Annotated in this window: 17 protein-coding genes; 3 read left to right on the top strand and 14 right to left on the bottom strand. The window is 67.6% G+C overall.

Features of this window, described 5'->3' with window-relative positions; all coding sequences use genetic code 11:
• Window positions 1–14: 14 nt before the first annotated feature.
• From meaB to ACPXB3_RS02630, 3 genes are read right to left on the bottom strand one after another with little or no spacing between them, the layout of a single operon-like run.
• The gene (gene meaB / locus ACPXB3_RS02640) at window positions 15–1,031 is read right to left on the bottom strand and encodes a methylmalonyl Co-A mutase-associated GTPase MeaB (RefSeq protein WP_425702735.1); all 1,017 of its coding nucleotides are present in this window, start codon (window positions 1,029–1,031) and stop codon (window positions 15–17) included.
• On the bottom strand, window positions 1,028–3,301 hold the full coding sequence (gene scpA / locus ACPXB3_RS02635) for a methylmalonyl-CoA mutase (RefSeq protein WP_425726244.1): 2,274 nt from the start codon (window positions 3,299–3,301) through the stop codon (window positions 1,028–1,030). The genes meaB and scpA overlap by 4 nt, the downstream gene beginning before the upstream one ends.
• Complete coding sequence (locus ACPXB3_RS02630) at window positions 3,298–5,265, bottom strand: methylmalonyl-CoA mutase family protein (RefSeq protein ID WP_425726242.1); 1,968 nt, start codon at window positions 5,263–5,265, stop codon at window positions 3,298–3,300. The genes scpA and ACPXB3_RS02630 overlap by 4 nt, the downstream gene beginning before the upstream one ends.
• Window positions 5,266–5,457: 192 nt before the next feature.
• On the opposite strand from ACPXB3_RS02630, the gene ACPXB3_RS02625 reads away from it, so the two are divergent.
• Window positions 5,458–6,216, top strand: a complete 759-nt coding sequence (locus tag ACPXB3_RS02625) for a TVP38/TMEM64 family protein (protein WP_425702740.1) — start codon at window positions 5,458–5,460, stop codon at window positions 6,214–6,216.
• Here the strand turns inward: ACPXB3_RS02625 and ACPXB3_RS02620 are convergent.
• The 3 genes from ACPXB3_RS02620 to ACPXB3_RS02610 form a co-directional block, all read right to left on the bottom strand.
• A complete protein-coding gene (locus ACPXB3_RS02620; protein WP_425702741.1) occupies window positions 6,204–7,490 on the bottom strand; it encodes an SPFH domain-containing protein in 1,287 nt (428 codons plus the stop codon). The genes ACPXB3_RS02625 and ACPXB3_RS02620 overlap by 13 nt on opposite strands.
• Window positions 7,478–7,906: an NfeD family protein gene (locus ACPXB3_RS02615; protein WP_425702743.1), complete on the bottom strand. Its 429-nt coding sequence runs from the start codon at window positions 7,904–7,906 to the stop codon at window positions 7,478–7,480. Before ACPXB3_RS02615 ends, ACPXB3_RS02620 begins: the two co-directional genes overlap by 13 nt.
• Before the next feature lie 98 nt (window positions 7,907–8,004).
• Window positions 8,005–8,844, bottom strand: a complete 840-nt coding sequence (locus tag ACPXB3_RS02610) for a DUF3097 domain-containing protein (protein ID WP_425702744.1) — start codon at window positions 8,842–8,844, stop codon at window positions 8,005–8,007.
• A 77-nt stretch (window positions 8,845–8,921) separates the two neighbouring features.
• On the opposite strand from ACPXB3_RS02610, the gene ACPXB3_RS02605 reads away from it, so the two are divergent.
• Window positions 8,922–9,713 carry a hypothetical protein gene (locus tag ACPXB3_RS02605; RefSeq protein ID WP_425726240.1) on the top strand — a complete coding sequence of 264 codons (792 nt, stop codon included), beginning with the start codon at window positions 8,922–8,924 and terminating at the stop codon, window positions 9,711–9,713.
• A gap of 6 nt (window positions 9,714–9,719) precedes the next feature.
• Here ACPXB3_RS02605 and ACPXB3_RS02600 read toward each other — a convergent pair whose 3' ends face one another.
• The 8 genes from ACPXB3_RS02600 to ACPXB3_RS02565 form a co-directional block, all read right to left on the bottom strand.
• A complete protein-coding gene (locus ACPXB3_RS02600) occupies window positions 9,720–10,805 on the bottom strand; it encodes a ferrochelatase (RefSeq protein ID WP_425726238.1) in 1,086 nt (361 codons plus the stop codon).
• A 4-nt stretch (window positions 10,806–10,809) separates the two neighbouring features.
• Complete coding sequence (gene inhA / locus ACPXB3_RS02595) at window positions 10,810–11,643, bottom strand: NADH-dependent enoyl-ACP reductase InhA (protein WP_425702749.1); 834 nt, start codon at window positions 11,641–11,643, stop codon at window positions 10,810–10,812.
• Between the two features lie 64 nt (window positions 11,644–11,707).
• Window positions 11,708–12,451 carry a 3-oxoacyl-ACP reductase FabG1 gene (fabG1, locus tag ACPXB3_RS02590; RefSeq protein ID WP_425702751.1) on the bottom strand — a complete coding sequence of 248 codons (744 nt, stop codon included), beginning with the start codon at window positions 12,449–12,451 and terminating at the stop codon, window positions 11,708–11,710.
• 103 nt (window positions 12,452–12,554) lie between these two features.
• Window positions 12,555–13,532 (bottom strand): VWA domain-containing protein, encoded by a 978-nt coding sequence (locus ACPXB3_RS02585; RefSeq protein WP_425702752.1) that lies wholly within the window; start codon window positions 13,530–13,532, stop codon window positions 12,555–12,557.
• A gap of 4 nt (window positions 13,533–13,536) precedes the next feature.
• Window positions 13,537–14,475 (bottom strand): DUF58 domain-containing protein, encoded by a 939-nt coding sequence (locus ACPXB3_RS02580; protein ID WP_425702754.1) that lies wholly within the window; start codon window positions 14,473–14,475, stop codon window positions 13,537–13,539.
• The gene (locus tag ACPXB3_RS02575) at window positions 14,462–15,664 is read right to left on the bottom strand and encodes an AAA family ATPase (RefSeq protein ID WP_425726236.1); all 1,203 of its coding nucleotides are present in this window, start codon (window positions 15,662–15,664) and stop codon (window positions 14,462–14,464) included. The genes ACPXB3_RS02580 and ACPXB3_RS02575 overlap by 14 nt, the downstream gene beginning before the upstream one ends.
• A 150-nt stretch (window positions 15,665–15,814) precedes the next feature.
• Window positions 15,815–17,344: an NlpC/P60 family protein gene (locus ACPXB3_RS02570; RefSeq protein WP_425702757.1), complete on the bottom strand. Its 1,530-nt coding sequence runs from the start codon at window positions 17,342–17,344 to the stop codon at window positions 15,815–15,817.
• 375 nt (window positions 17,345–17,719) lie between these two features.
• A complete protein-coding gene (locus tag ACPXB3_RS02565; RefSeq protein WP_425702759.1) occupies window positions 17,720–18,385 on the bottom strand; it encodes a DUF6676 family protein in 666 nt (221 codons plus the stop codon).
• A 388-nt stretch (window positions 18,386–18,773) separates the two neighbouring features.
• Here ACPXB3_RS02565 and ACPXB3_RS02560 point away from each other — a divergent pair, with 388 nt between their 5' ends.
• Window positions 18,774–21,584, top strand: a complete 2,811-nt coding sequence (locus ACPXB3_RS02560; protein ID WP_425702760.1) for an aconitate hydratase — start codon at window positions 18,774–18,776, stop codon at window positions 21,582–21,584.
• The last annotated feature ends 22 nt before the right edge of the window (window positions 21,585–21,606 follow it).

The raw sequence follows: 21,606 nt of genomic DNA, 5'->3' as shown, positions 1-21,606 counted from the left end.
GGCCGGGTGTGCCGTCAGCGCCGGTCGAAGGCCTCGATGATCCGCTGTGCCCCGAGGGCCGGGGTCAGTTCGGCGTCGGCGACCTGCGCTTCGACGGCGGTGCGCTCGGCCCGGACCGCCGCGGACTCCGCCAGCCGGGAGAGCACGGTCTCGCGCGCCATCTCCCACATCCAATCGATTTGCTGTCGATTGCGTCGGGCCTCGAATTCGCCTGCGGCGATGAGGGTTTCGTGGTGCCGCTCGACGGCGGCCCAGTAGTCGTCGACGCCGGCGTTCTCCAGTGCGCTCATCGTCTGGACCGGCGGAACCCACAGTGCGTCATGCGGATAGATCAGTTTGAGGGCGTTTTTGAGTTCGCGGGCGGCTCCGCGGGCCTCGGTGAGGTGTGAGCCGTCGGCCTTGTTGACCATGATCACGTCGGCGAGTTCGAGGACGCCTTTCTTGATGCCCTGCAACGAATCACCGGTGCGGGCCAGAGTCAGGAAAGTGAACGTGTCGACCATGTTCGCGACCGCCACCTCCGATTGCCCGACGCCAACGGTCTCCACCAGGACCACGTCGAAACCGGCCGCCTCGACGAGCACGATCGACTCGCGCGTCGCCTTGGCGACTCCACCGAGGGTGCCCGACGTCGGCGACGGCCGGATATAGGCGCGGTTGTCCGTGGAGAGCCCGCCCATCCGGGTCTTGTCGCCCAGAATCGAACCGCCGGTGCGCGTCGAGGACGGGTCGACAGCAAGTACCGCCACCTTGTGGCCCTGCTCGATCAGGCGCAGGCCGAGCGCCTCGATCGTCGTGGACTTGCCGACCCCGGGCACACCGGTGATCCCGACCCGAAAAGACTTGCCCGCGTGCGGCGTCAGACGCAGCAGCAACTCCTGCGCCGCTACCCGATGGTCGGCTCGCCGGGACTCGACGAGAGTGATCGCACGAGCCAGATCGGCCCGCCGGTCGCCGAGCACGCCCGCTTCGAGGGCGTCGATGTCGACGCGCCGGCCGACCGCCCTGCCGGTGTCTCCCGCGTCGCTCACTCCGATGCGGCTCCGGCGAGTTCGAGGCCGAGTTGGTCGGCGAGTTTGCCGATCAGCTCGACGGCCGAGTCGGCGATCACCGTGCCGGGCGGGAAGATCGCCGCGGCCCCGGCCTCGTAGAGCGCGTCGAAATCGCCGGGCGGGATGACACCGCCCACGACGATCATGATGTCGGGACGCCCGACCTCCGCGAGCGCCGTACGCAACGCGGGCACCAGGGTGAGATGCCCGGCCGCCAACGACGACACCCCGACGACGTGCACGTCGTTGTCGGCCGCCTGCCCGGCGACCTCCTCCGGAGTGGCGAACAGCGGCCCCACGTCGACGTCGAAGCCGAGGTCGGCAAACGCGGTCGCGATCACCTTCTGGCCGCGGTCATGCCCGTCTTGTCCCATCTTGGCGACCAGCACACGCGGACGACGGCCCTCGGCCTCGGCAAACTGCGCCACGATCTCGGTCGCCGCGTCGACCGAGCTCACCTCGCCCACCTCATGCCGATACACCCCGCTGATGGTCTTGATCTCTGCCTGGTGGCGACCATAGACCTTTTCGAGTGCGGTCGAGATCTCGCCGACAGTTGCCTGATGCCGCGCCGCCTCGATGGCCAGCGCCAGCAGGTTGTTCGCCATACCGCCGTCGGTGGTCGCGGCGGCCCGGGTGAGATCGGCGAGCGCAGCCTCGACGGCCACCGGATCACGGCCCGTGCGAAGCCTTTCCAGCTTCTCCAACTGCTCGGCGCGCACCTTGGAGTTCTCGACCTTGAGGACGTCGATCTCCTCGTCGTCGGTGACCCGGTACTTGTTGACGCCGATCAGTGGCTGCTGCCCGGAATCGATGCGGGCCTGCGTGCGTGCGGCGGCCTCCTCGATGCGCAACTTCGGCAGACCCTCGTTGATGGCCTGCGTCATCCCGCCCGTCGCCTCCACCTCGGCGATGTGGGCGCGGGCCTTCTGCGCGAGCTGATGGGTCAGCCACTCGACATAGTTGGACCCGGCCCAGGGATCGATCGGACGAGTGGTCCCCGACTCCTGCGCCAGCAGCAACTGGGTGTTGCGAGCGATCCGCGCGGAGAAGTCGGTCGGCAGCGCGATCGCTTCATCGAGCGCGTTGGTGTGCAGTGACTGGGTGTGTCCCTGCGTCGCGGCCATCGCCTCGACGCAGGTGCGCGCCACGTTGTTGAACACGTCCTGGGCGGTCAGCGACCAGCCCGAGGTCTGCGAATGTGTGCGCAGCGACCGCGATTTGGGGTTCTTGGGATCGAATTGTGCCACCAGTTCGCTCCAGAGCAGACGACCGGCACGCAGCTTGGCGACCTCCATGAAGAAGTTCATCCCGATGCCCCAGAAGAACGAGAGCCGCGGGGCGAAGGCGTCGATACCGAGCCCGGCATCGAGGCCGGCCCGGATGTATTCGACCCCATCGGCGAGCGTATAGGCCAGCTCGAGATCGGCCGTCGCCCCGGCTTCCTGGATGTGGTAGCCGGAAATGGAGATCGAGTTGAACTTCGGCATCTTCTGGCTGGCGTATTCGAAGATGTTCGAGATGATCCGCATCGACGGTTTGGGCGGATAGATGTAGGTGTTGCGGACCATGAACTCTTTGAGGATGTCGTTCTGGATGGTCCCCGCCAGCTTCTCCGGTGGTACGCCTTGTTCTTCGGCGGCAACGACATACAACGCCAGAATCGGCAAGACGGCGCCGTTCATCGTCATCGACACGGACACGGTGCCCAGATCGATGCCGTCGAAGAGTTGACGCATGTCGAGAATCGAGTCGATCGCCACCCCCGCCATGCCGACGTCGCCGGCGACGCGCGGATGATCGGAATCGTAGCCGCGGTGGGTCGCGAGGTCGAAGGCCACCGACAGGCCCTTCTGCCCGGCTGCGAGATTGCGCCGGTAGAAGGCGTTGGATTCGGCGGCCGTGGAGAAGCCGGCGTATTGGCGAATCGTCCACGGCTGGTTGACATACATCGTCGGATACGGGCCACGGATGAACGGCGCCGCGCCGGGCAGCGAGTCCAGCGGATAAGGATGTTCGTCATCGCGGGTGACCGCGTCCCGGTCGGCGCGGGTGTAGACCGGTTTGACGTCGATCTGCTCGGGCGTGGTCCAGGTGACCTGCTCGGCGGTGTAACCATGTGCGCGCGAGAGATTCTCGATCACGTCGGCGCCCGCGTGCGCCGGGGCCTCGGGTACCTCCGGCGCATCGGCAGTGAGCTCGACGTCGGCGAAATTCGGTATGGCGGTGTGCTGTTCGGTGTTGGTCATGCCTGGACTCCCGAGGTGTCGGGCTCGGTGGGTACGAGCCGATCGAACAGGTCGGTCAGGGCGGTGACCGCATCGATTCCGACACGCAGTTCGGCGTCCGGACCGTCATCACCGGCCGGCCACTCCTTCGCCGGTCCGGCGAGGAGTACACGCGTCAGGCCCGCGGCCCGGGCCGCGGCGAGCGCTGTCGGCCCCTCGTCGGCGTAGCGCTGCCGGGTCCCGCACAGCACGGCGATCGGCGTGGCGGCAGCGGCGGCCGCGTCGGCGACCCCGGTGGCATCCATCGGCCCCGGATTGACCGCTTCGATGCCGCCGGCGGCGAGCAGATTGGTGACAAAGGTGGTGCGGCCATTGTGCTCGGCCACGCTACCCAAGGGCAGCAACAGGATTCGCGGTCGCGTGCCGGTCGCTGCCAGGTGGGTGTCGGAGCGGTCGCGCAGCGACTCGAAGGCACGGCCGACGCGCGCCAGACGCGGACTCGCGCCGGGCAGACCCGTCATCGATGCGGCGGGTGTGGCGATGGGCTTCTCGTCGAGATTCGGGAACTCGTTGACGCCGGTCACCGACTGTCGACGATGGGCGACTTCGATGTCTCTGGTGGCCAGCGATTCGGCGACGCGATCGGCGATCCATCCCGATTCGAGGGCGCTGTGATATCCACCGCGCCGCTCGAGGTCGCCGAACACCGCCCACGCGTTCGCTGCGAGATCGTCGGTCAGCGATTCGACGAACCAGGAGCCGCCGGCCGGGTCGAGGACGCGGCCGATGTTGGACTCCTCGAGCAGCACCAGCTGGGTGTTGCGCGCCATGCGCCGCGAAAAGCGGGCACCCGAGGTACGGGCATCGGCGGGGAGCGCGGCGTCGAAGCCGAGAACTGTCACCTGATCGGCGCCGCCGACGCCGGCGCCGAATGCGGCGATCGTGCTGCGCAGCATGTTGACCCACGGATCGCGCTGGCTGTACATCGACAGGTCGGTCACCGCGTGCGTCAGCGCGGCACCGACCTCGGGCGCACCGACGACATCGGCCACTCGGGCCCAGATGCGTCGTAAGGCCCGCAGTTTCGCGATGCCGGCGAACTGATCGTCGTCGATCGACACGGCGAAGGAGATCTGCTCGAGGGCCTGTGCCGGGGCGAGACCCGCCTGGGCGAGATCACGAACATGCGCCAGCGCCGCGGCGACCGAGAGCCCCAGTTCGAGACCGTTGTCGGCACCGGCAGTCGCGAAGTCGGTGCCGTCGACCCGGAAGGTGCGTACCGCGCGGCCGTACTCGGCCGCGACGTCGACGGCCAGCGCAGTCGCCGCGTCGGCCGCGACGGTGGCCCGGCCGCTGTAGGCCGCGGTGAGCGGCGAGAGGCCCAGCGAAAGCGTGGTGGCCGCGGTCGGCGGTGCGGTGCTCGTCGCGGGCGTCGCCGCGTCGCGGACCCCGAGCAATGCCCGCGCGGCCTCGATCCCCGCGGCCCCGGCGTCCAGGGTGATCGGCACCAGATCGAGATAGACACCCGAGAGCACGGTCGGGATGTCGTCGACAGTGAGTGCTCCCCCGAGCGTGAGCCACAGCCCGCTGGTGCCGTTGGTCATGGCGTCGAGGACGGCGGAGTTGGTGTCGGCCGGTGCAGTTGGGTCGTCGCCAAGGGCGGTGTCGCCGAACCGCTCGGTGACCCGCCAGCCGGTGAGGACGTCACGCGCCGGGTCGGCGCCGCGTACGTAGGGGAACTGACCGGGAACGCCCGGCTCGGCGGTCTCATCCCGGCGCGTATACAGCGGGCGAATGGCGAGCCCGTCGCGCGTCCGGGTGGACAGCAGCGCTTCGGGAGTGTCGGGCAGCTCATCGACCTCGACGCGCCGCGACTTGGCCAGTACCGCCGCCGCCGCGTGCGACCACGTGTCGTATGCCTCGTCCAGTCCGGACCGGGATGACACCGATCGGGATTGTTCGGGCTGTTCGGATTGCGCGGGCATCGTGCTGAACACACCTCCATCATGCGCTCGGACCGAGAGCGTAGTTGACCTTAGCCGATCGCTCGCTCGGTACGACACAATAGGGCGGACCGGTGACGTAGACCACGCCACATCCTCATCGGCTGACCGGCGCGCGCCTCGTCGAAACCGCCGCATGCGGGCCTTATGTGCTCGATCGCCTACAGTGAACCGGTGCCGAACGACCGCAGCCGACCGGGCGAGTCGACGGCCCCAACCAGGCAGGACCCGGCCAGGCCGGACCGGGTCAGGCGTGAGCCGACCGCCGAGTCCGCCCGTGAGCGTCGGCGCAGCATCCGAAACGCGATCATCGGGCTCGTCGCGGTATGTGCGCTGTTGGCCGCCTCCTATCTGGCCCCGGTCCCGTCGGTGGCCAGCGTGCGGGCGTGGGGTGACAACCTGGGCCCGACCTTTGTCTGGGTGTTCTTCGTGGCCTATGTGGCGTTCACGGTGCTCCCGATTCCGCGCACGATCTTCACGGTGATGGCCGGTATCTTCTTCGGCCCGGTCGTCGGCCTGTTGGGCGCGATGATCGCTGCGACGCTGGCGGCCTACGTGGCGTTCCGGCTGGCGCGCGGGGTCGGCCGCACGCGCATCCAACCGTTCCTCACCCGTCCGGTGATCCGGGCGGTCGAGTACCGTCTGCGGGCACGCGGGTGGCTCGCGGTGGGGTCGCTGCGGCTGATCCCGGTGTGCCCGTTCTGGCTCCTCAACTACTGCTCGGGACTCTCCTCGGTCCGCACCGGCCCCTACCTTCTGGCCACCGTCATGGGCATGGCACCGGGCACCGTGGCCGTGGTGCTGCTCGGGGATGCACTGACCGGCCGGACCAATCCTTGGCTGCTCGTGATGAGCGGATGCTTCTTCGCGATCGGCGTGATCGGTTTGATCCTGGACATGCGGCTACCGGTTCGCAGGGCTCAGGAAGTCTGAGATCCCCCGGCATGTCGCGGGTCGTAACCGGAATTGGGCACGGCCTGCGGGTCGCCCGCTCCGACGGCCTGTGGATCAGGGAAGCCGGGCGCGGCACCGACCGCGTTCGGGACGTCGACGCCCGGAGCCGTATTCGTCCGGACATTCGGCCGCAGGGGGGCCTCGGGTGCCACGGGTTGCCGGGCCACCGCCTCGGCCTCCGCGACCGCGCGGGCAACGTGCGGGTCGGTGGTCATGTCGAACCAGCCCTCGGTCTCGGACTCGTCGACGTCGGGCACCGTGTCATCGGCGGGCTCGTAGCGGAACACGCCATCGTCGCCCTGCGCCCCGAACGACCGCGCGAATCCCTGTAGGGCCGAACCGAAGTCGGTGGGCAGCACCCACACCTTGCTGGCCTCGCCCTTGGCCATCTCCGGGATCTGCTGCAGGTATTGGTAAGCCAGGATCTCGGGGGTTGGCTTGCTCGCCTTCACCGCCGCGAAGGTCTTCTGGATCGCCTTGGCCTCGCCCTGCGCCTTGAGGTAGGTGGCCGCCCGGTCGCCCTGTGCGCGCAGGATGCGGGACTGCCGTTCGGCCTCGGCGCCGAGGATCGCCGCCTGCTTGGCACCCTCGGCCGAGAGGATCTGGCTCTGCTTGGCGCCTTCTGCGGTCTTGATCGCCGATTCGCGCTGTCCCTCCGCGGCGAGGATCGTGGCGCGCTTCTCCCGGTCGGCCTTCATCTGCTTTTCCATCGATTCCTGGATCGACGGCGGCGGCATGATCGATTTCAGTTCGACCCGCGCGACGCGCAGACCCCATCGGCCGGTGGCCTCGTCGAGCACACCGCGCAACTGCCCATTGATCGAGTCACGCGAGGTCAGGGTCTCCTCGAGGGTCATGCCACCGACCACGTTGCGCAGGGTGGTGATCGTCAACTGCTCCACACCGGCGATGTAGTTGTCGATCTCGTAGACCGCCGACCGCGGGTTGGTGACCTGGAAGTAGACGACCGTGTCGATCGAGAGCGTGAGGTTGTCCTCGGTGATGACCGGCTGCGGGGGGAACGAGACCACGCGTTCGCGGATGTCGACACGTGCGCGGATCCGGTCGATGAACGGGACCAGCAGCGTCAGCTGACCGGACACGGTGCGGGTATACCGCCCGAGCCGCTCGATCACCGCGGCCTCCGCCTGTGGGATCAGGGCCACCGATTTCGCGAGGACCACCACCACCAACACGATCAGCAGCACCGCCACTACCAGGCCGACATACTCCACGACTCTCACCCTCTCCATACGACGGCGGTCGCGCCGTCGATCTGCATCACGGTCACTTGTTCGCCTGCCTCGAATCGATCGCCGGGCGTCATCACCCGGGCCGACCACTCCTCGCCGCCGATCTTCACTCGTCCTCCGTGCTCATCGACATGTGCGGTCACGACGGCGTGTTTGCCCTCGAGAGCCTCGGTGTTGGTGAGCAGGGCCGGTCGGCTCAGCAGGTGCCGCTTGGCGACCGGACGGACAAAGGCCAGCAGCAGTACCGCCGCCACGGCGAAGACCACACCGTCCACCCAGATCGGCGGCGAAACAAAGAAGTCCACACCCGCCGCGGCCAGTGCGCCACCACCCAGCATGAGCAGCACCAGATCGCCGCTGACCATCTCGCCGATCAGCAGCACGATCACGGCCACCAGCCAGATCAGCGCACTCATGGGTCCAGTCTGCCAGAGGGCGGGCCGGATTCGTCCGGATCGTCATCGGTGTGTGCAACCGCGGCAATCTCCCGGCGGCGCAGTCGGACTCCGGCCGATCAGTTGTCGCCGCCGGCGGCGGTGACGAAGTCGATGAGTTGTTCCACCGAGCGCAGCAGATCGACCTCGAGATCACGGAATCCGCCCACTCCGGCAAGCACGCGGCGCCAGCCGTCTTGCGGTGTGCCCCAACCTAATCGGGCGCACATTCCCGTCTTCCAATCCTCACCGCGCGGAACCTTCGGCCACGCCCGGATTCCCACCGACGCGGGTTTGACCGCCTCCCAGACGTCGATGTAGGGGTGCCCGCAGATCAAAACGTGCTCGCCCAGCCCCGCGGTGAGTCGTTCTTCTTTGGATCCCGACACGAGGTGATCGACGAGGACGCCGGCGCGCCGGTGCGCCGCCGGCCCGAACTCGGCGAGGACCTCCTCGAGATTGTCGAGGCCGTCGAGGCCGACGACCACCACACCCTCGGCCCGCAGGTCGGCGCCCCACACTCGCTCGATCAGCGTGGCGTCATGGACACCTTCGACAAAGATGCGGCTGGCGCGGGCGGTGCGCGCCCGGGTCTTCGGTGCCACCCGCGAACCAGAGGCGGTGCGTTGGGCGGGGAGGGGCCCGCGTGCACGGGGCCGGACCAGGGTGACCGGCGAACCGTCGATGAGGAAGGCCGCCGGGTGCATCACGAAGACGCGCGTGCGGCCGTTCCGGTCCTCCAGCCGCACCAGATCGCCGGCGTAGCTCTTCTCCAGCCCGACGACGGCGCCGCAGAAGCCACTTGCCGCATCCTCGACCACCAGATCCCGCTCGGCGGCCACCTCCGGGGTGCGGGGCGCGACGCGACGCGGCGCGGCCAGTACATCTCGTCCGTAACGATCGGGTGTCACACCGGCCACTGTAGTGAACTACTGCCACACCGCACGCCTGCCACGCCGCACGCCATCCGGTACACCGCAGGTATTGTGGAGTGCCTATGACCAGTACCGATCATGTCCTCACCCGCGCCTGGCCGACCTGTGCCTTCGGGGCGTGGTCGGCCGCGTGGATCGCCGGACGCTGCTCCCCCGATGACGTTGCCGACACCCTCGCCGACTCGGCCGATCTCCATGTGCTCGACGACCGCTCCGGTACCGACGTATCGTCTGCGCACGGCGTACTCGGGCTGCTCGGCATGCTGCGCGGCGCTCGGCGACTATCGGTCCGACTGCCGTCGGCCGGTGCACCTCACGGACTTCCACCCGATGACGCAACCACCGCCGCGTTCGCCGCCGGCGAGGTCCTGCTGATCGACGACGGTGCGCCGACACCGCTCGCATTGATCCCCGGCGAGCACGACGGCAGCCTTCGCTGGCGCGCCCTGCGCTACGGAACGTCGGTCCCCAGCAGCGCCACAGCCGCCGCCGGTCAGATCGAATTGGAACTACGCCAGGCGATTACGACGACGGCCGATCTCATCACGCGCATCGGGGGCCGGACCGCCACCGCCCCCGCCGACCTGCGCGCAACGCTGCGGGCCGAGACCCACCGGCACCTCGTCGATCTGCCGCCGCATGACGACCAACGCGCGACCCGGATGATCGAGACGGCCGCACAGGTCGAATCGATCGCATCACTGGCTGCCGGCGCCGGAGCCGGCTTCGGGACGACCGCCGATCAGTGGTCGGCCGGGGACTCAGAGTTACGCCGGCTGGTCACGCTGGCCCGGTCCGCGCGGGCCGCCGCCGTCGACCGCGTGATCGGCGAATTCCTGGGCGTCACCTGGTGATGACGATCAGTCGCGCGCCGGACGCCCGGCCGGGACGCAGCAGCGGTCACGGCAGATCCGCCCGTTGTCGCCGCATCCCATCGCCGTGAGATCGCCTGCGCCCCGCAGGTAGTCGTCGACGAGGTCGGCGATGAGCGCGATGAAGCGCTCGTCGGTGCCGACGGTCCCCGCGCGCACGTAGTCCATTCCGAGCCGCCGCGCGGTCTCGGCGGCCTCGTTGTCGAGATCCCAGACCACCTCGAGATGGTCGGAAATGAAGCCGACCGGATATACGATGACCTGCGCAATACCTTGGCCTGCAAGGCTTTCCAGGTGATCGCAGATGTCGGGCTCGAGCCACGGCACCTGCGGTGGACCCGACCGGGACTGCCACACCTGGTCGTAGGAGGCGAAGCCGGCAGCGTGCGCAACCATCTCGGCGGCGCGCGCCACCTGGCGCGAATAGAGGCGCCCGCCGTCGGCGGCAGGTCCAGAATTCACATCGGCCGCCATCGGCACCGAATGTGCGGTACAGACCAAGCGGGGCGGTTCGTCGGCGGTGGGCAGTGCCGCTGCCGCCCGCATGATCGCGTCACGTCCGGCCGCCACCATCGCCGGGTGATCCCAATACTGCGGCAGTTTGCGCAGCAGAACAGGATCCGACGCCGCGGCGGGACGCCGACCGCCCAACTCGGCGACTGCGGCCTCGATGTCCTCGTGGTACTGCCGGCATCCCGAGTAGCCGCCCCACGCCGAGGTCGGGAAGACCAGGATGCGACGGTGACCGGCGTCGTACATCTCGGTCACGGCGTCGGTGACCATCGGATGCCAGTTGCGGTTACCGAAGTACACCGGCAGCCCGCAATGGCCGCGCGCGTCGAGCTCGGTGCGCAACGACGCGATCATGTCGCGGTTGAGCCCGTTGATCGGTGAGACACCACCGAAGTGCAGGTAATGTTCGGCCACCGCCGCGAGCCGGTCGGCCGGCACGCCACGTCCATGGGTGACGTTCTGCAGGAACGGCAGGACGTCGTCGGGTCCGTCCGGTCCGCCGAAGGACAGGAACAGGACGGCGTCGAATCCCCCGTCACCGCCCGACGACGTCACCGGCACATCCTCACTTGATGAAGTCCTCCGGGAACCACGTGTTGTGGCTGGCGCCGCCGTCGACATAGACGATCGAGCCCGTCGTACCGGGCAGATAGTCGGAGAGCAGCGTGCACACACTGGTGCCCACGACACCCGGGTCGTTGACGTCCCAACCGATCGGCGACGCCCCGTTCCAATACTCGTTGAGCATGTTCAGTTTCTTCGCATCATCGGTTGCGGTACCCGAAATAGCCTTGGCGGCAAGGGTTTTGATCGGACCGGCCGCAACGAGATTCGATCGGATGCCCTTGGCGTAACCGACTTCGCGCGCTACGTAGCGGTTGACCGATTCCAGCGCCGCCTTGGCCACGCCCATCCAGTTGTATTCGGGCATGGCGGTGCGCGGATCGAAATCCATACCGACGATCGAACCGCCCTCGTTCATGGCAGGCAGCGCCGCGCGGGCCAGCGAGGCGTAGCTCCACGCCGAGATCTCGAAGGCCTTGGCCACATCCGGGCCCAGCCCGTCGAGGAACGGCACGGCGTCGGGACCCATCAGGGTCTTCGGCGCGAAGGCGATCGAATGTACGACTCCGTCGATGCCCTCGGGTGCGAGCTCGCGCACCTTGCCGGCCAGCGCCGAGAGCGACTCCTCGTCGGTCACGTCGAGCCCGATCGCAGGCGGCACCTCCTGCGGCAGCCGCCTCGCGATGCGGTCGATCAGCCGCAGCCGCTCCGGAATGCCGGTGATGACCACCTTGGCGCCCTGCTCCTGTGCAACCTTGGCGGTGTGGAAGGCGATCGAGGCATCGGTGATGATGCCGGTGATGAGGACGGTTTTACCGTCCAGGATTCCGCTCACGACGAGAACTCCTCTGTGGTCCGGTGGATGGTGATGGGTTCGGTGTGATGATCGGGTACGCGGTTCAGTGCCCCATACCCAGGCCACCGTCGACGTTGATGACGTTGCCGGTGACATAGGCCGAGTCGTCGGAGGCGAGGAAGGACACCACCGCCGCGACCTCCTCGGGCTGCCCCATCCGTTTGGCCGGGATAGCTTGGTCCACGGCGGTCTTGGTGTACTCCTCGGGCAGTGATCGCGTCATGTCGGTGTCGATGAGGCCGGGGGCCACCACGTTGGCGGTAATGTTACGGCCACCGAGCTCGCGGGTGACCGACCGCGCGAGACCGATCACGCCGGCCTTGGAAGATGCGTAGTTGGCCTGGCCGGGCGTGCCCATCAGGCCGACGACCGAGCCCAGGTAGATGAATCGTCCCCAACGCTTGCGCAACATGCCGCGAGTGGCCGCCTTGGTCACGCGGAAAGCGCCGGTGAGATTGGCGTCGATGACGTTCTCGAAGCTCTCCACGCTCATCCGCATGATGAGGGTGTCGTCGTTGGTGCCGGCGTTGGAGACGACCACCTCCACCGGACCCTGATGTTCGGCGACCTCGGCGAAGGCCCGCTCGACCGACTCGGTATCGGTCACGTCGCACACCACCCCGAACAGCCCCTCGGGCATCCCGGAGCCGCGATGGGTCACCGCGACCTTGTGTCCGTCGGCGAGCAATCGCCGGGCGACGGCCAGACCGATCCCCCGATTGCCGCCGGTGACCAGTACCGATCGTGAGACGCGAGCCGCGTCGGACGTTTCGTTGCTATCAGCCATGGGCCATAACCTATCCGTTCGCTCGATGACGCTCGATGTCAGGTGGACGTGAAGCCCGGGTGGGCGTGTTCACCCTCAGATGGACCTCAGATGAACGTATTCACTATGGGAGGCGCTGATTGATCACCAGCGAACCGATCACCGCGGCGATCGCCAGCACGGTTCCGGTGATGATCCACGGCCGCGAGGCATCACCCCGGCGAGTCTCGTAACCGATTTCCTTCTGCAGCGTCGCGTATACCTTGTTCAGTTCGTCGAGACTGGAGGCGGTGAAGAACGTACCGCCCGACAGGTTGGCGATCTGATGTAGCGAGTCGTCGTCGACGGGCACCGGCACACGATCTCCGTCGAGGTCGACCGTGCCGGTCGCGGTACCGAACGAAATGGTGGAGACCGGGATGTTCTCCTCCTTGGCCTTGCGCGCCGCGGTGAAACTGCCGCGTGGATCCTCGGGATCGTCTGGCACCGTCTGTTTGCCGTCGGAGAGCAGCACGATACGCGACGGCGGGGCGCCCGCGGCACCACCGAGTACGGCATTGAGCGTCTGGATCTGCTGGATGGCCGCAAAGATTCCCTCGCCCGTTGCGGTCTTGTCGGCGAGCTGGAGTTTGTCGACGGCGGTCTTGGTGGCGTTGTGGTCGGGAGTCGGTGTGACGAGATTCGACGCGGTGCCGGCAAAGGAGATCAGACCGAGGTTGATGCCATCGGTGAGATCGTCGGCGAACTTCTTGGCGGCCGCCTGGGCCGCCTTGAGCCGGGTGGGCGCGACATCGGTCGACTCCATCGAGCGCGACACGTCGATGACCAGGATGACCGTGGCCTTGTTGCGGGGCACCTTGCGGTCGGCCTGCGGCCCGGCCGCCGCGACGACCAGCAGCAACAGGGCGACGATGAGGAGGGCGATCGGTGCGTGTCGTACCCAGCGGGTCCGCCGGCCCTCGGTGGGGATGACCCGGTCGAGAACCTCGAGATTGGCGAATTGCAGGGTGCGCTTGCGCCGGTTGCGCAGTACGTAGACGTAGCAGACCGCCAGGACCGCCACGAGCAGGACGAGCAGAAGCCACCACGGGTTGGAGAACACCCGCTCACCCGACCCCGGCCACAAGGCCTCGACGACGCTGCCCGACGAACTTCACGACGTCGGTGAGCCAGTCCCGGTCGGTGCGCAGCGACAGCACCGGGCCACCACAACTACGGATCGTCCGCCGCACTTGGGTCGCGTGGGCGTTCGCGGCGACGGCGAAGTCGTGCCGCAGCCCTTCGGTGATCGTCACCTCACGCACGTCACCGGACTCGGCGTCGGCCAACCGGACCTCCCCGACGGGCGGTAGTTCGACATCGCGGGGATCGAGCACCTCGACCGCAAGCAGTTCGTGATGTGCGGCGATCGCCCGCAATGACCGCTCCCAGTTGATCGGACCGAGGAAGTCGCTGATCACCACAGCCAGCCCACGACGCCGCTGTGGTCGGCGCAAGGCCTCGATTCCGGCGTCGAGGTCACCACGCACGCCCGGTGCGCTGCGTGTGGTGGTCGCGATGGTCTTGAGCACGTGCTGTGCGTGTACGCGTCCGGCGCGTGCCGGGATGCGGACCACCTGGTCTCCGGTCACCACGATCGCACCGTGCCGGTTGCCGCCGCCGGCGGTCAGATGCACGATCGCGGCCGCCGCGGCGACGGCGAGATCTCGTTTGGTGCAGTTGACGGTGCCGAAATCCAGGCTGGCCGACGCGTCGACGACCAGCCACGTCTCGAGCTCACGGTCGGCGATCATCTGCCGTACGTGCGGCTGGGTGGTACGGGCGGTCACCGACCATTCCATCCGCCGGATGTCGTCGCCGGGCTGGTAGGGCCGGGCCTCCCCCGGCTCGGATCCCGGACCGGGGATGAGGCCGAGATGTTCGCCCTGCAGGACACCCTCGAGCTTGCGCCGCACGGTGAGCTCGAGCATCTTCAGCGCCGCCGTCAGCGCGGGCTCCTCGAGCAATCCCGTTCCGAGCGACGGCAGATCGCTATTGGCCGCCATATTGCGCGGTCGTCTGGTTCGGTGCGGGCTGGACCGCCTGCTGGGCGGGCGCCTGCGAATTCACCGACTGCTGGTTCGCGCCCGGCGGCGCCGTCGGGTGGTTCGGGTACTCGGCGACGGGCTGCTGTCGGCCGGGCCCCTGGAACGGTGCGGCCACCGGCTGCGCGCCGACCTGCGGCAGTCCGACCGTCTGCAGGATCCGGGTGATGACGGTGTCGGCGGTGACCTCGTCGGCGAGCGCGTCATAACTGAGCACCAGACGATGACGCAGGACGTCGGGAATGATCTCCACGATGTCCTGTGGGACCACGTAGTCCCGGCCCCGGACCAGTGCAAGTGCCCGCGCCGCCGCGACGATGCCCAGGGTGGCACGCGGAGAGGCACCGTAGGACAACCAGCTCGCGGCATCGGTCAGACCGAGCTCGGCCGGGCGGCGCGTCGCGTTGATGACCCGCACCACATAGTCGACGAGAGCGTGGTGGACGAAGACGTTCGCGGCAGCGCGTTGCAGCCGGACTGTTGATTCCGGGTCGAGAATCTGCGACGCCTCCGGCGCGACATTGCCCATGCGGTAGACGATCTCGCGTTCCTCCTCGACCGTGGGGTAGTCCACGAGCACCTTGAACAGGAACCGGTCGCGCTGCGCCTCGGGCAGTGGGTAGACACCCTCGTTCTCGATCGGGTTCTGGGTCGCCATCACCAGGAATGGATCGGGCATCGGGTAGGTGGTGCCGCCGATCGAGACGTGACGTTCGGCCATCACCTCGAGCAGGGCCGACTGGACCTTTGCGGGCGCGCGATTGATCTCGTCGGCGAGCAGGAAGTTGGCGACGACCGGACCGAGCTCGGTATCGAATTCCTCGCGGCCCTGCCGGTAGATGCGCGTACCGATGAGGTCGGTGGGCACGAGGTCCGGGGTGAACTGCACGCGCGAGAAGCTGCCGCCGACCACCTTGGCAAAGGTCTCGACGGCCAAGGTCTTGGCCACCCCTGGGACGCCCTCGAGCAGGATGTGTCCGTGGGCCAGCAGCCCGACGAGGATGCGCTCGACGAGCTGATCCTGTCCGACGATGACTCGCTTGACCTCGTAAATCGCGCGTTCCACGAGCTTGACGTCGGCGTCACTCAATTCGATAGCCGCCGCGCCGTCCCCCTGCGCCGACGGCTCGACTGTGGGATGTGAGGTCAACCCTTGCTCCTGTCGTTGCTGATCGGGCGACAGACATGCCCCCGCTCTCGTCGATGCCAGCCTAGCGGCGCCGACTGAGAACATGCCACGAAGGTCACATGCGCGGGCGTGAATGCCCGCACCGGGACGGGCGGTGATCGGCCATACCGCTCAGAGCAGACGGACCACGTTGGGCATCGCGCCGGCCGTACGCACCGGCGACACCTTGACCACCGAGCCGGACTCCGGCGCCTCGACCATCTTGCCGTCGCCGAGGTACATCGCGACGTGCTCGCTGGCGTTGGCCCCGTAGAAGATCATGTCGCCGCGCTGCATCTCGCTGAGTGGAAATTGTGGTCCTGACGTGTACTGGTAACCCGTGTAGTGCGGCAACGAGATACCCACGCCGGCGAAGGCGTAGACCATCAGGCCCGAGCAGTCGAAACCGATCTTGTTGTAGTCGCCATAGCTGTCGGCGACGCCGCCGTCGCGGATGCCCTGCGTCGGACCGTTCGCATCCCCACCGCCCCAGGCGTACGGAACATTCAGCTGCGACAGCGCCCGGTTGACGACGACCTCGACCGCCTGCGGTCCGCGCAGACCGGACCGGGCCACGCCCCCGCCGCCGCCGGAACTGCCGAAGAGGCTGCCGAGGCTGCCCGACCCCAACCGGGAACCGAGGGTGTCCGGGCCGTCGCTGCCCAGGCCTGCGCCACCCAAACCGAGTTCGTCGAGCAGTTCCGAATGCGGCACCTGCTGCTGGCCGACGAGGCCCGACAACATCTTCTGGGTGACGTCGAGGGCCAGCCGCGCCGCGGCCTCGGCCGCCACCTGCATCGTGTCGTTGTCGCCCGCGGCCTGCGTCGGACTGATCGTGGCGGGCCCGGGCGCCGGCTGACCGGGCACGTTCCGGAACAAACCGGTGAGCAGATCCGCCGGTGCCGGATCGGCGACCTGCCGCGGCCGCACCGTGCCGCGCAACGCGTCGAGCCGGGTTTGCACCGAGTCGCGCTGCTGGACCAGGGCGACGCGTTTGCGTCGCTGATCGACCATCGCGCTGCGCGCCTCCGACACCGCCGACACCGCGCCGTCGCGACGGGTCTGTGCGCTTTGGGCCGCGTAGGCGGTCTGACGTTTGGTGGCCTGCAGCGCCGCCACCTGATTCGCCTGCTGATTTCGGGCCACCTGCAGGCGCCGGATGGTCTGCTGCTGGTCGCGCCCGAGCTGATTGATCACCGACACCCGGTCGAGGACGGCCTGGGGATTCGACGACGACAAATACTCGGTGAGCGTGCCCTCGTTGCCACCCGTGCGGTAGACCGAGCGGACGAACTTGTCGAAGGAACGCTGCGCGTCCTGGGTGGCACGGGTCGCGCGGGTCAGTGACTGGGCGGCACCGTCGGCGGCGACGGCGGCGATACGTTTGGCGGCGAGCGCGTTCTGGTAGTCGGCGACCGCATGGTTGGCAGCCTCTTGCCGGGCGGCCACCGCGGCGTCGAGGTCACTCAGGTTCTGATTCACCGTGGCGATCTGATTGATCAGGGCCGACACCGGGGATCGCGGTGCGCTCGAGGTGGTCGGCGCCGCGGCCGCAGATCCCATCATGGCGACGACGCCTGCGGTCACGGCGACGAGTGACGTCGCCAGAGACGCCCAACGTCGCGTCGCCTTTCGGCCCACACCTGTGGTCCCTCGCCTCACTGAGTACTCCCTCGCCGTCTGTCACCAGATGTGCTCATCCGTGGCACGAACAGCGCTTGCAACCCCCGTCCGACGCACAGACGCCGACGATGCAACACGCATCACTTGCGGCGCGTTAATCGACATCTACACCACAGGTGACATGGGAACCGTACGTCACATTTGCCACAGGCGAAAACATCTGGAACGAATTACAAAGACGTGATTACCTGCGGCGATGCTGTGAACTGCCAAAAGACCAACAGGGGTGGGTTGGTATCGAATTGGCAACAGTGGCCGTAACTTCGGTGTCGGCTCTTCAGGCGACACCGGCATCGGCCGGAAGCGAAGGCGAAAAGCCGCCGACGAGCCGCGCGTACCAGCGGATGGACGGCCTCAGGAGTGGGGGCGCGACGGCGCCGAGTCGTCCTCGGCAGGCGTGTCGTCACCGCGGTCCGGCGATGGTGCCGACTCCGGTTCGACCACAGGCGGGGCGCTCGACGATCGGCGTCGTACGGCGCGCACACGCCCGAGCACCGCACCGATGGCGACCACCGCGATCAGCACGATCGTGATCAGCGTCCAGTCCAGTCCGGGTCTGGCGATGGCGTCGACCATCTGCTGGGCCGCCTGTGGCGGATTGGACAGCGTGAGATTGTCGGTCGCGTCCTCGAGCGTGGCACGGCTGAACTCCGGCGAAGCGCTGCCGACGGAGTTCGGACCGAACACCAGGACGGTCCCATGCACCTGCTGTTGGAGTTCGGTGGCCACGTCCCGGTACATCGTGAACTTCGGCAACTGCTGCGAGAGCACCACGATGTTGATGTCATGGCCCTGCGCCTGCGCGTGGGCGACCACCTGCTTGAGTGCCGGCACCTGCGCGGGATCCTGGCTGTAGACGTGGTCGTCGCGCAGGTCGGCAGCGATCGCGGTGAGGTCGACGCCACCGGGGGCGGTGGTGGCCGTGACCCCCTCGGTTGCGGTCGCCGGCGCCGCCGTGGCGGGCGCGGCCCAGACGCTTGCACCGTCGTTTGTGCCGTCGGTGACCGGACCAGGATTCATTGTTCCGCTCCCTCGGGACAGGTGGGCGCCGTGCTCGATGCCCACGTTTACGATCAGCAAATGTCCGCCGGACCGAAGAGTGTCCGCCGGTCCCGGTCAGAACGGTACGACAGAATGCGCGTGCGGTGAGCATCCGGGGGCACGCAGGCCAGACCGCGCGTGTCGTTCTTGTTAGCAGTACGCCCGTACTGTTAGACTGACCGGGTGCTCCGGCGACCGCATGGTCGTCGGAGGGAATATGTAGAGCACGATCCCGGCGCAGCCCGTCGGGTGATGGTCAGAGTCGACGAGCCGGTGTTTCATCGACGAGCACGATGGTCCGGGGATCGTCGCCCCGGCCGCACAGCATGCCGGCGCAGCCCGCCGGCCAGAGGAGAGTGGATTACACGTGAGTATCAATTCGTATGGCGCACGCGGCACCCTGGAGGTGGGCGACAACTCCTACGAGATCTACCGCCTCGGCGCGGTCGAGGGCACCGAAAAACTTCCCTATGCGCTCAAGGTGCTCGCGGAGAACCTGCTGCGGACCGAAGACGGCGCGAATATCACCAAAGAACACATCAGCGCGCTCGCCAACTGGGATCCCTCGGCCCAGCCGAGCATCGAGATCCAGTTCACCCCGGCCCGCGTGATCATGCAGGACTTCACCGGTGTGCCATGCATCGTCGACCTGACCACCATGCGCGACGCCGTCAAGGAGCTCGGCGGCGACCCCGACAAGGTCAATCCGCTCGCGCCGGCCGAGATGGTCATCGACCACTCGGTCATCATCGAGGCCTTCGGCAACGCCCAGGCATTCGAGCGCAACGTCGAGATCGAATATCAGCGCAACGAGGAGCGCTACAAGTTCCTGCGTTGGGGCCAGGGCGCCTTCGACGACTTCCGCGTCGTGCCGCCGGGCACCGGTATCGTCCACCAGGTCAACATCGAGCATCTCGCCCGCTCGGTCATGGTGCGCGACGGCGTCGCCTATCCCGACACCTGCATCGGCACCGACTCGCACACCACCATGGAGAACGGTCTGGGCGTGCTCGGCTGGGGCGTCGGCGGTATCGAGGCCGAGGCGGCCATGCTGGGCCAGCCCGTGTCGATGCTCATCCCGCGCGTCGTCGGCTTCAAGCTGACCGGCTCGGCCAAGCCCGGCGTCACCGCGACCGACGTGGTGCTCACCATCACCGAACTCCTGCGCAAGCACGGCGTGGTCGGCAAGTTCGTCGAGTTCTACGGCAACGGTGTCGCCGAGGTACCGCTGGCCAACCGCGCCACCATCGGCAACATGAGCCCGGAATTCGGTTCGACCTGCGCGATCTTCCCGATCGACGCGGAGACCATCAACTACCTCAAGCTCACCGGGCGTAGCGCCGAGACACTCGACCTGGTCGAGGCGTACGCCAAGGAACAGGGCATGTGGCTGGACAAGGATGCCCCCGAGGCCCAGTACTCCGAGTACCTGGAGCTCGACCTGTCCACCGTGGTCCCGTCCATCGCCGGCCCGAAGCGCCCGCAGGACCGGATCGAACTGTGGGACGCCAAGAACGCCTTCCGCAAGGACATCCACAACTACGTCGAAGAGGGCAACACCCCGGCACTCAACGGTGTCGACGAGGCCAACGAGGAGAGCTTCCCGGCCTCCGACGCCCCCTCTACCTCGCCCGGCGCCGCGAAACTCTCGTTCTCCGACGAGCCCGCCCACAATGCGTCGAAGAACGCCGAGGGCCGCCCGTCGAAGCCGGTCACGGTGGAGTCGGCCGAGCGCGGCACGATGATCCTCGACCACGGCATCGTCACCATCGCCTCGATCACCAGCTGCACCAACACCTCTAACCCGTCGGTCATGCTCGGTGCGGGTCTGCTCGCGAAGAAGGCCGTCGACAAGGGCCTGACGTCCAAGCCGTGGGTCAAGACCTCGATGGCGCCGGGATCGCAGGTCGTCACCGGCTACTACGAGAAGGCGGGCCTGTGGCCCTACCTGGAGAAGCTGGGCTTCTTCCTGGTCGGCTACGGCTGCACCACCTGCATCGGCAACTCGGGACCGCTGCCCGAGGACATCTCCAAGGCGATCAACGACAACGACCTCGCCGCGACCGCGGTGCTCTCGGGCAACCGCAACTTCGAAGGGCGCATCAACCCCGACGTGAAGATGAACTACCTGGCCTCGCCGCCGCTGGTCATCGCCTACGCACTCGCCGGCACGATGGACTTCGACTTCGAGTCCGACCCGCTGGGGCAGGACACCGAGGGCAACGACGTCTTCCTGAAGGACATCTGGCCGTCGAACGAGGAGATCCAGCAGACGATCGCCTCGTCGATCTCGCCCGAGCAGTATGCCCAGGACTACGCCGATGTGTTCAAGGGCGATGAGCGTTGGCAGAGTCTGCCCACCCCGGACGGCAAGACCTTCGAGTGGGATGACGAGTCGACCTACGTCCGCAAACCTCCGTACTTCGAGGGCATGACCCCCGAGCCGGAGCCGGTTGCCGACATCGTGGGCGCGCGCGTGCTGGCCAAGCTGGGCGATTCGGTCACCACCGACCACATCTCCCCCGCGTCGACCATCAAGCCGGGCACCCCGGCGGCGCAGTACCTCGACGCACATGGCGTGGCCCGCAAGGATTACAACTCGCTGGGCGCCCGCCGCGGCAACCACGAGGTGATGATCCGCTCGACGTTCGGCAACATCCGGCTGGCCAACCAGCTCGTCGACGTCACCGGTGGCTACACCCGCGACTTCACCCAGGACGGCGCCCCGCAGTCGTTCATCTACGACGCCGCGCAGAACTACGCCGCGCAGAACACCCCGTTGGTCGTTCTCGGCGGCAAGGAGTACGGCACCGGCAGCTCGCGTGACTGGGCCGCCAAGGGCACCAGCCTGCTGGGCGTGAAGGCCGTCATCACCGAGAGCTTTGAGCGCATCCACCGGTCGAACCTGATCGGTATGGGCGTGATCCCGCTGCAGTTCCCCGAGGGCGAGTCACACAAGACGCTGGGCCTCGACGGCACCGAGGTCTTCGACATCACCGGCATCGAGGCACTCAACTCCGGCGGCACGCCGGAGACGGTCCATGTGACGGCGACCAAGGAGGACGGCTCCACCGTCGAGTTCGACGCGAAGGTGCGCATCGATACCCCCGGTGAAGCCGATTACTACCGCAACGGAGGCATTCTGCAGTACGTGCTGCGGAACATGATCAACAGCTGAGGCGCACCGCTCGACAACGAGG

The organism is Gordonia sp. DT219, from assembly GCF_049847065.1.
Taxonomy (GTDB): domain Bacteria; phylum Actinomycetota; class Actinomycetes; order Mycobacteriales; family Mycobacteriaceae; genus Gordonia.
The sequence above is the reverse complement of the archived record's forward strand: the minus strand, read 5'-3'. Positions and strand labels throughout refer to the sequence as shown.

What these genes read in the sequence shown, in the direction of transcription:
- scpA (WP_425726244.1), bottom strand. Translation starts at nt 3,301, where the DNA reads ATGACCAACACCGAACAGCACACCGCCATACCGAATTTCGCCGACGTC.
- ACPXB3_RS02605 (WP_425726240.1), top strand. Translation starts at nt 8,922, where the DNA reads ATGACCAGTACCGATCATGTCCTCACCCGCGCCTGGCCGACCTGTGCC.
- ACPXB3_RS02615 (WP_425702743.1), bottom strand. Translation starts at nt 7,906, where the DNA reads ATGAGTGCGCTGATCTGGCTGGTGGCCGTGATCGTGCTGCTGATCGGC.
- ACPXB3_RS02580 (WP_425702754.1), bottom strand. Translation starts at nt 14,475, where the DNA reads ATGGCGGCCAATAGCGATCTGCCGTCGCTCGGAACGGGATTGCTCGAG.
- ACPXB3_RS02630 (WP_425726242.1), bottom strand. Translation starts at nt 5,265, where the DNA reads ATGCCCGCGCAATCCGAACAGCCCGAACAATCCCGATCGGTGTCATCC.
- fabG1 (WP_425702751.1), bottom strand. Translation starts at nt 12,451, where the DNA reads ATGGCTGATAGCAACGAAACGTCCGACGCGGCTCGCGTCTCACGATCG.
- ACPXB3_RS02620 (WP_425702741.1), bottom strand. Translation starts at nt 7,490, where the DNA reads ATGGAGAGGGTGAGAGTCGTGGAGTATGTCGGCCTGGTAGTGGCGGTG.
- ACPXB3_RS02565 (WP_425702759.1), bottom strand. Translation starts at nt 18,385, where the DNA reads ATGAATCCTGGTCCGGTCACCGACGGCACAAACGACGGTGCAAGCGTC.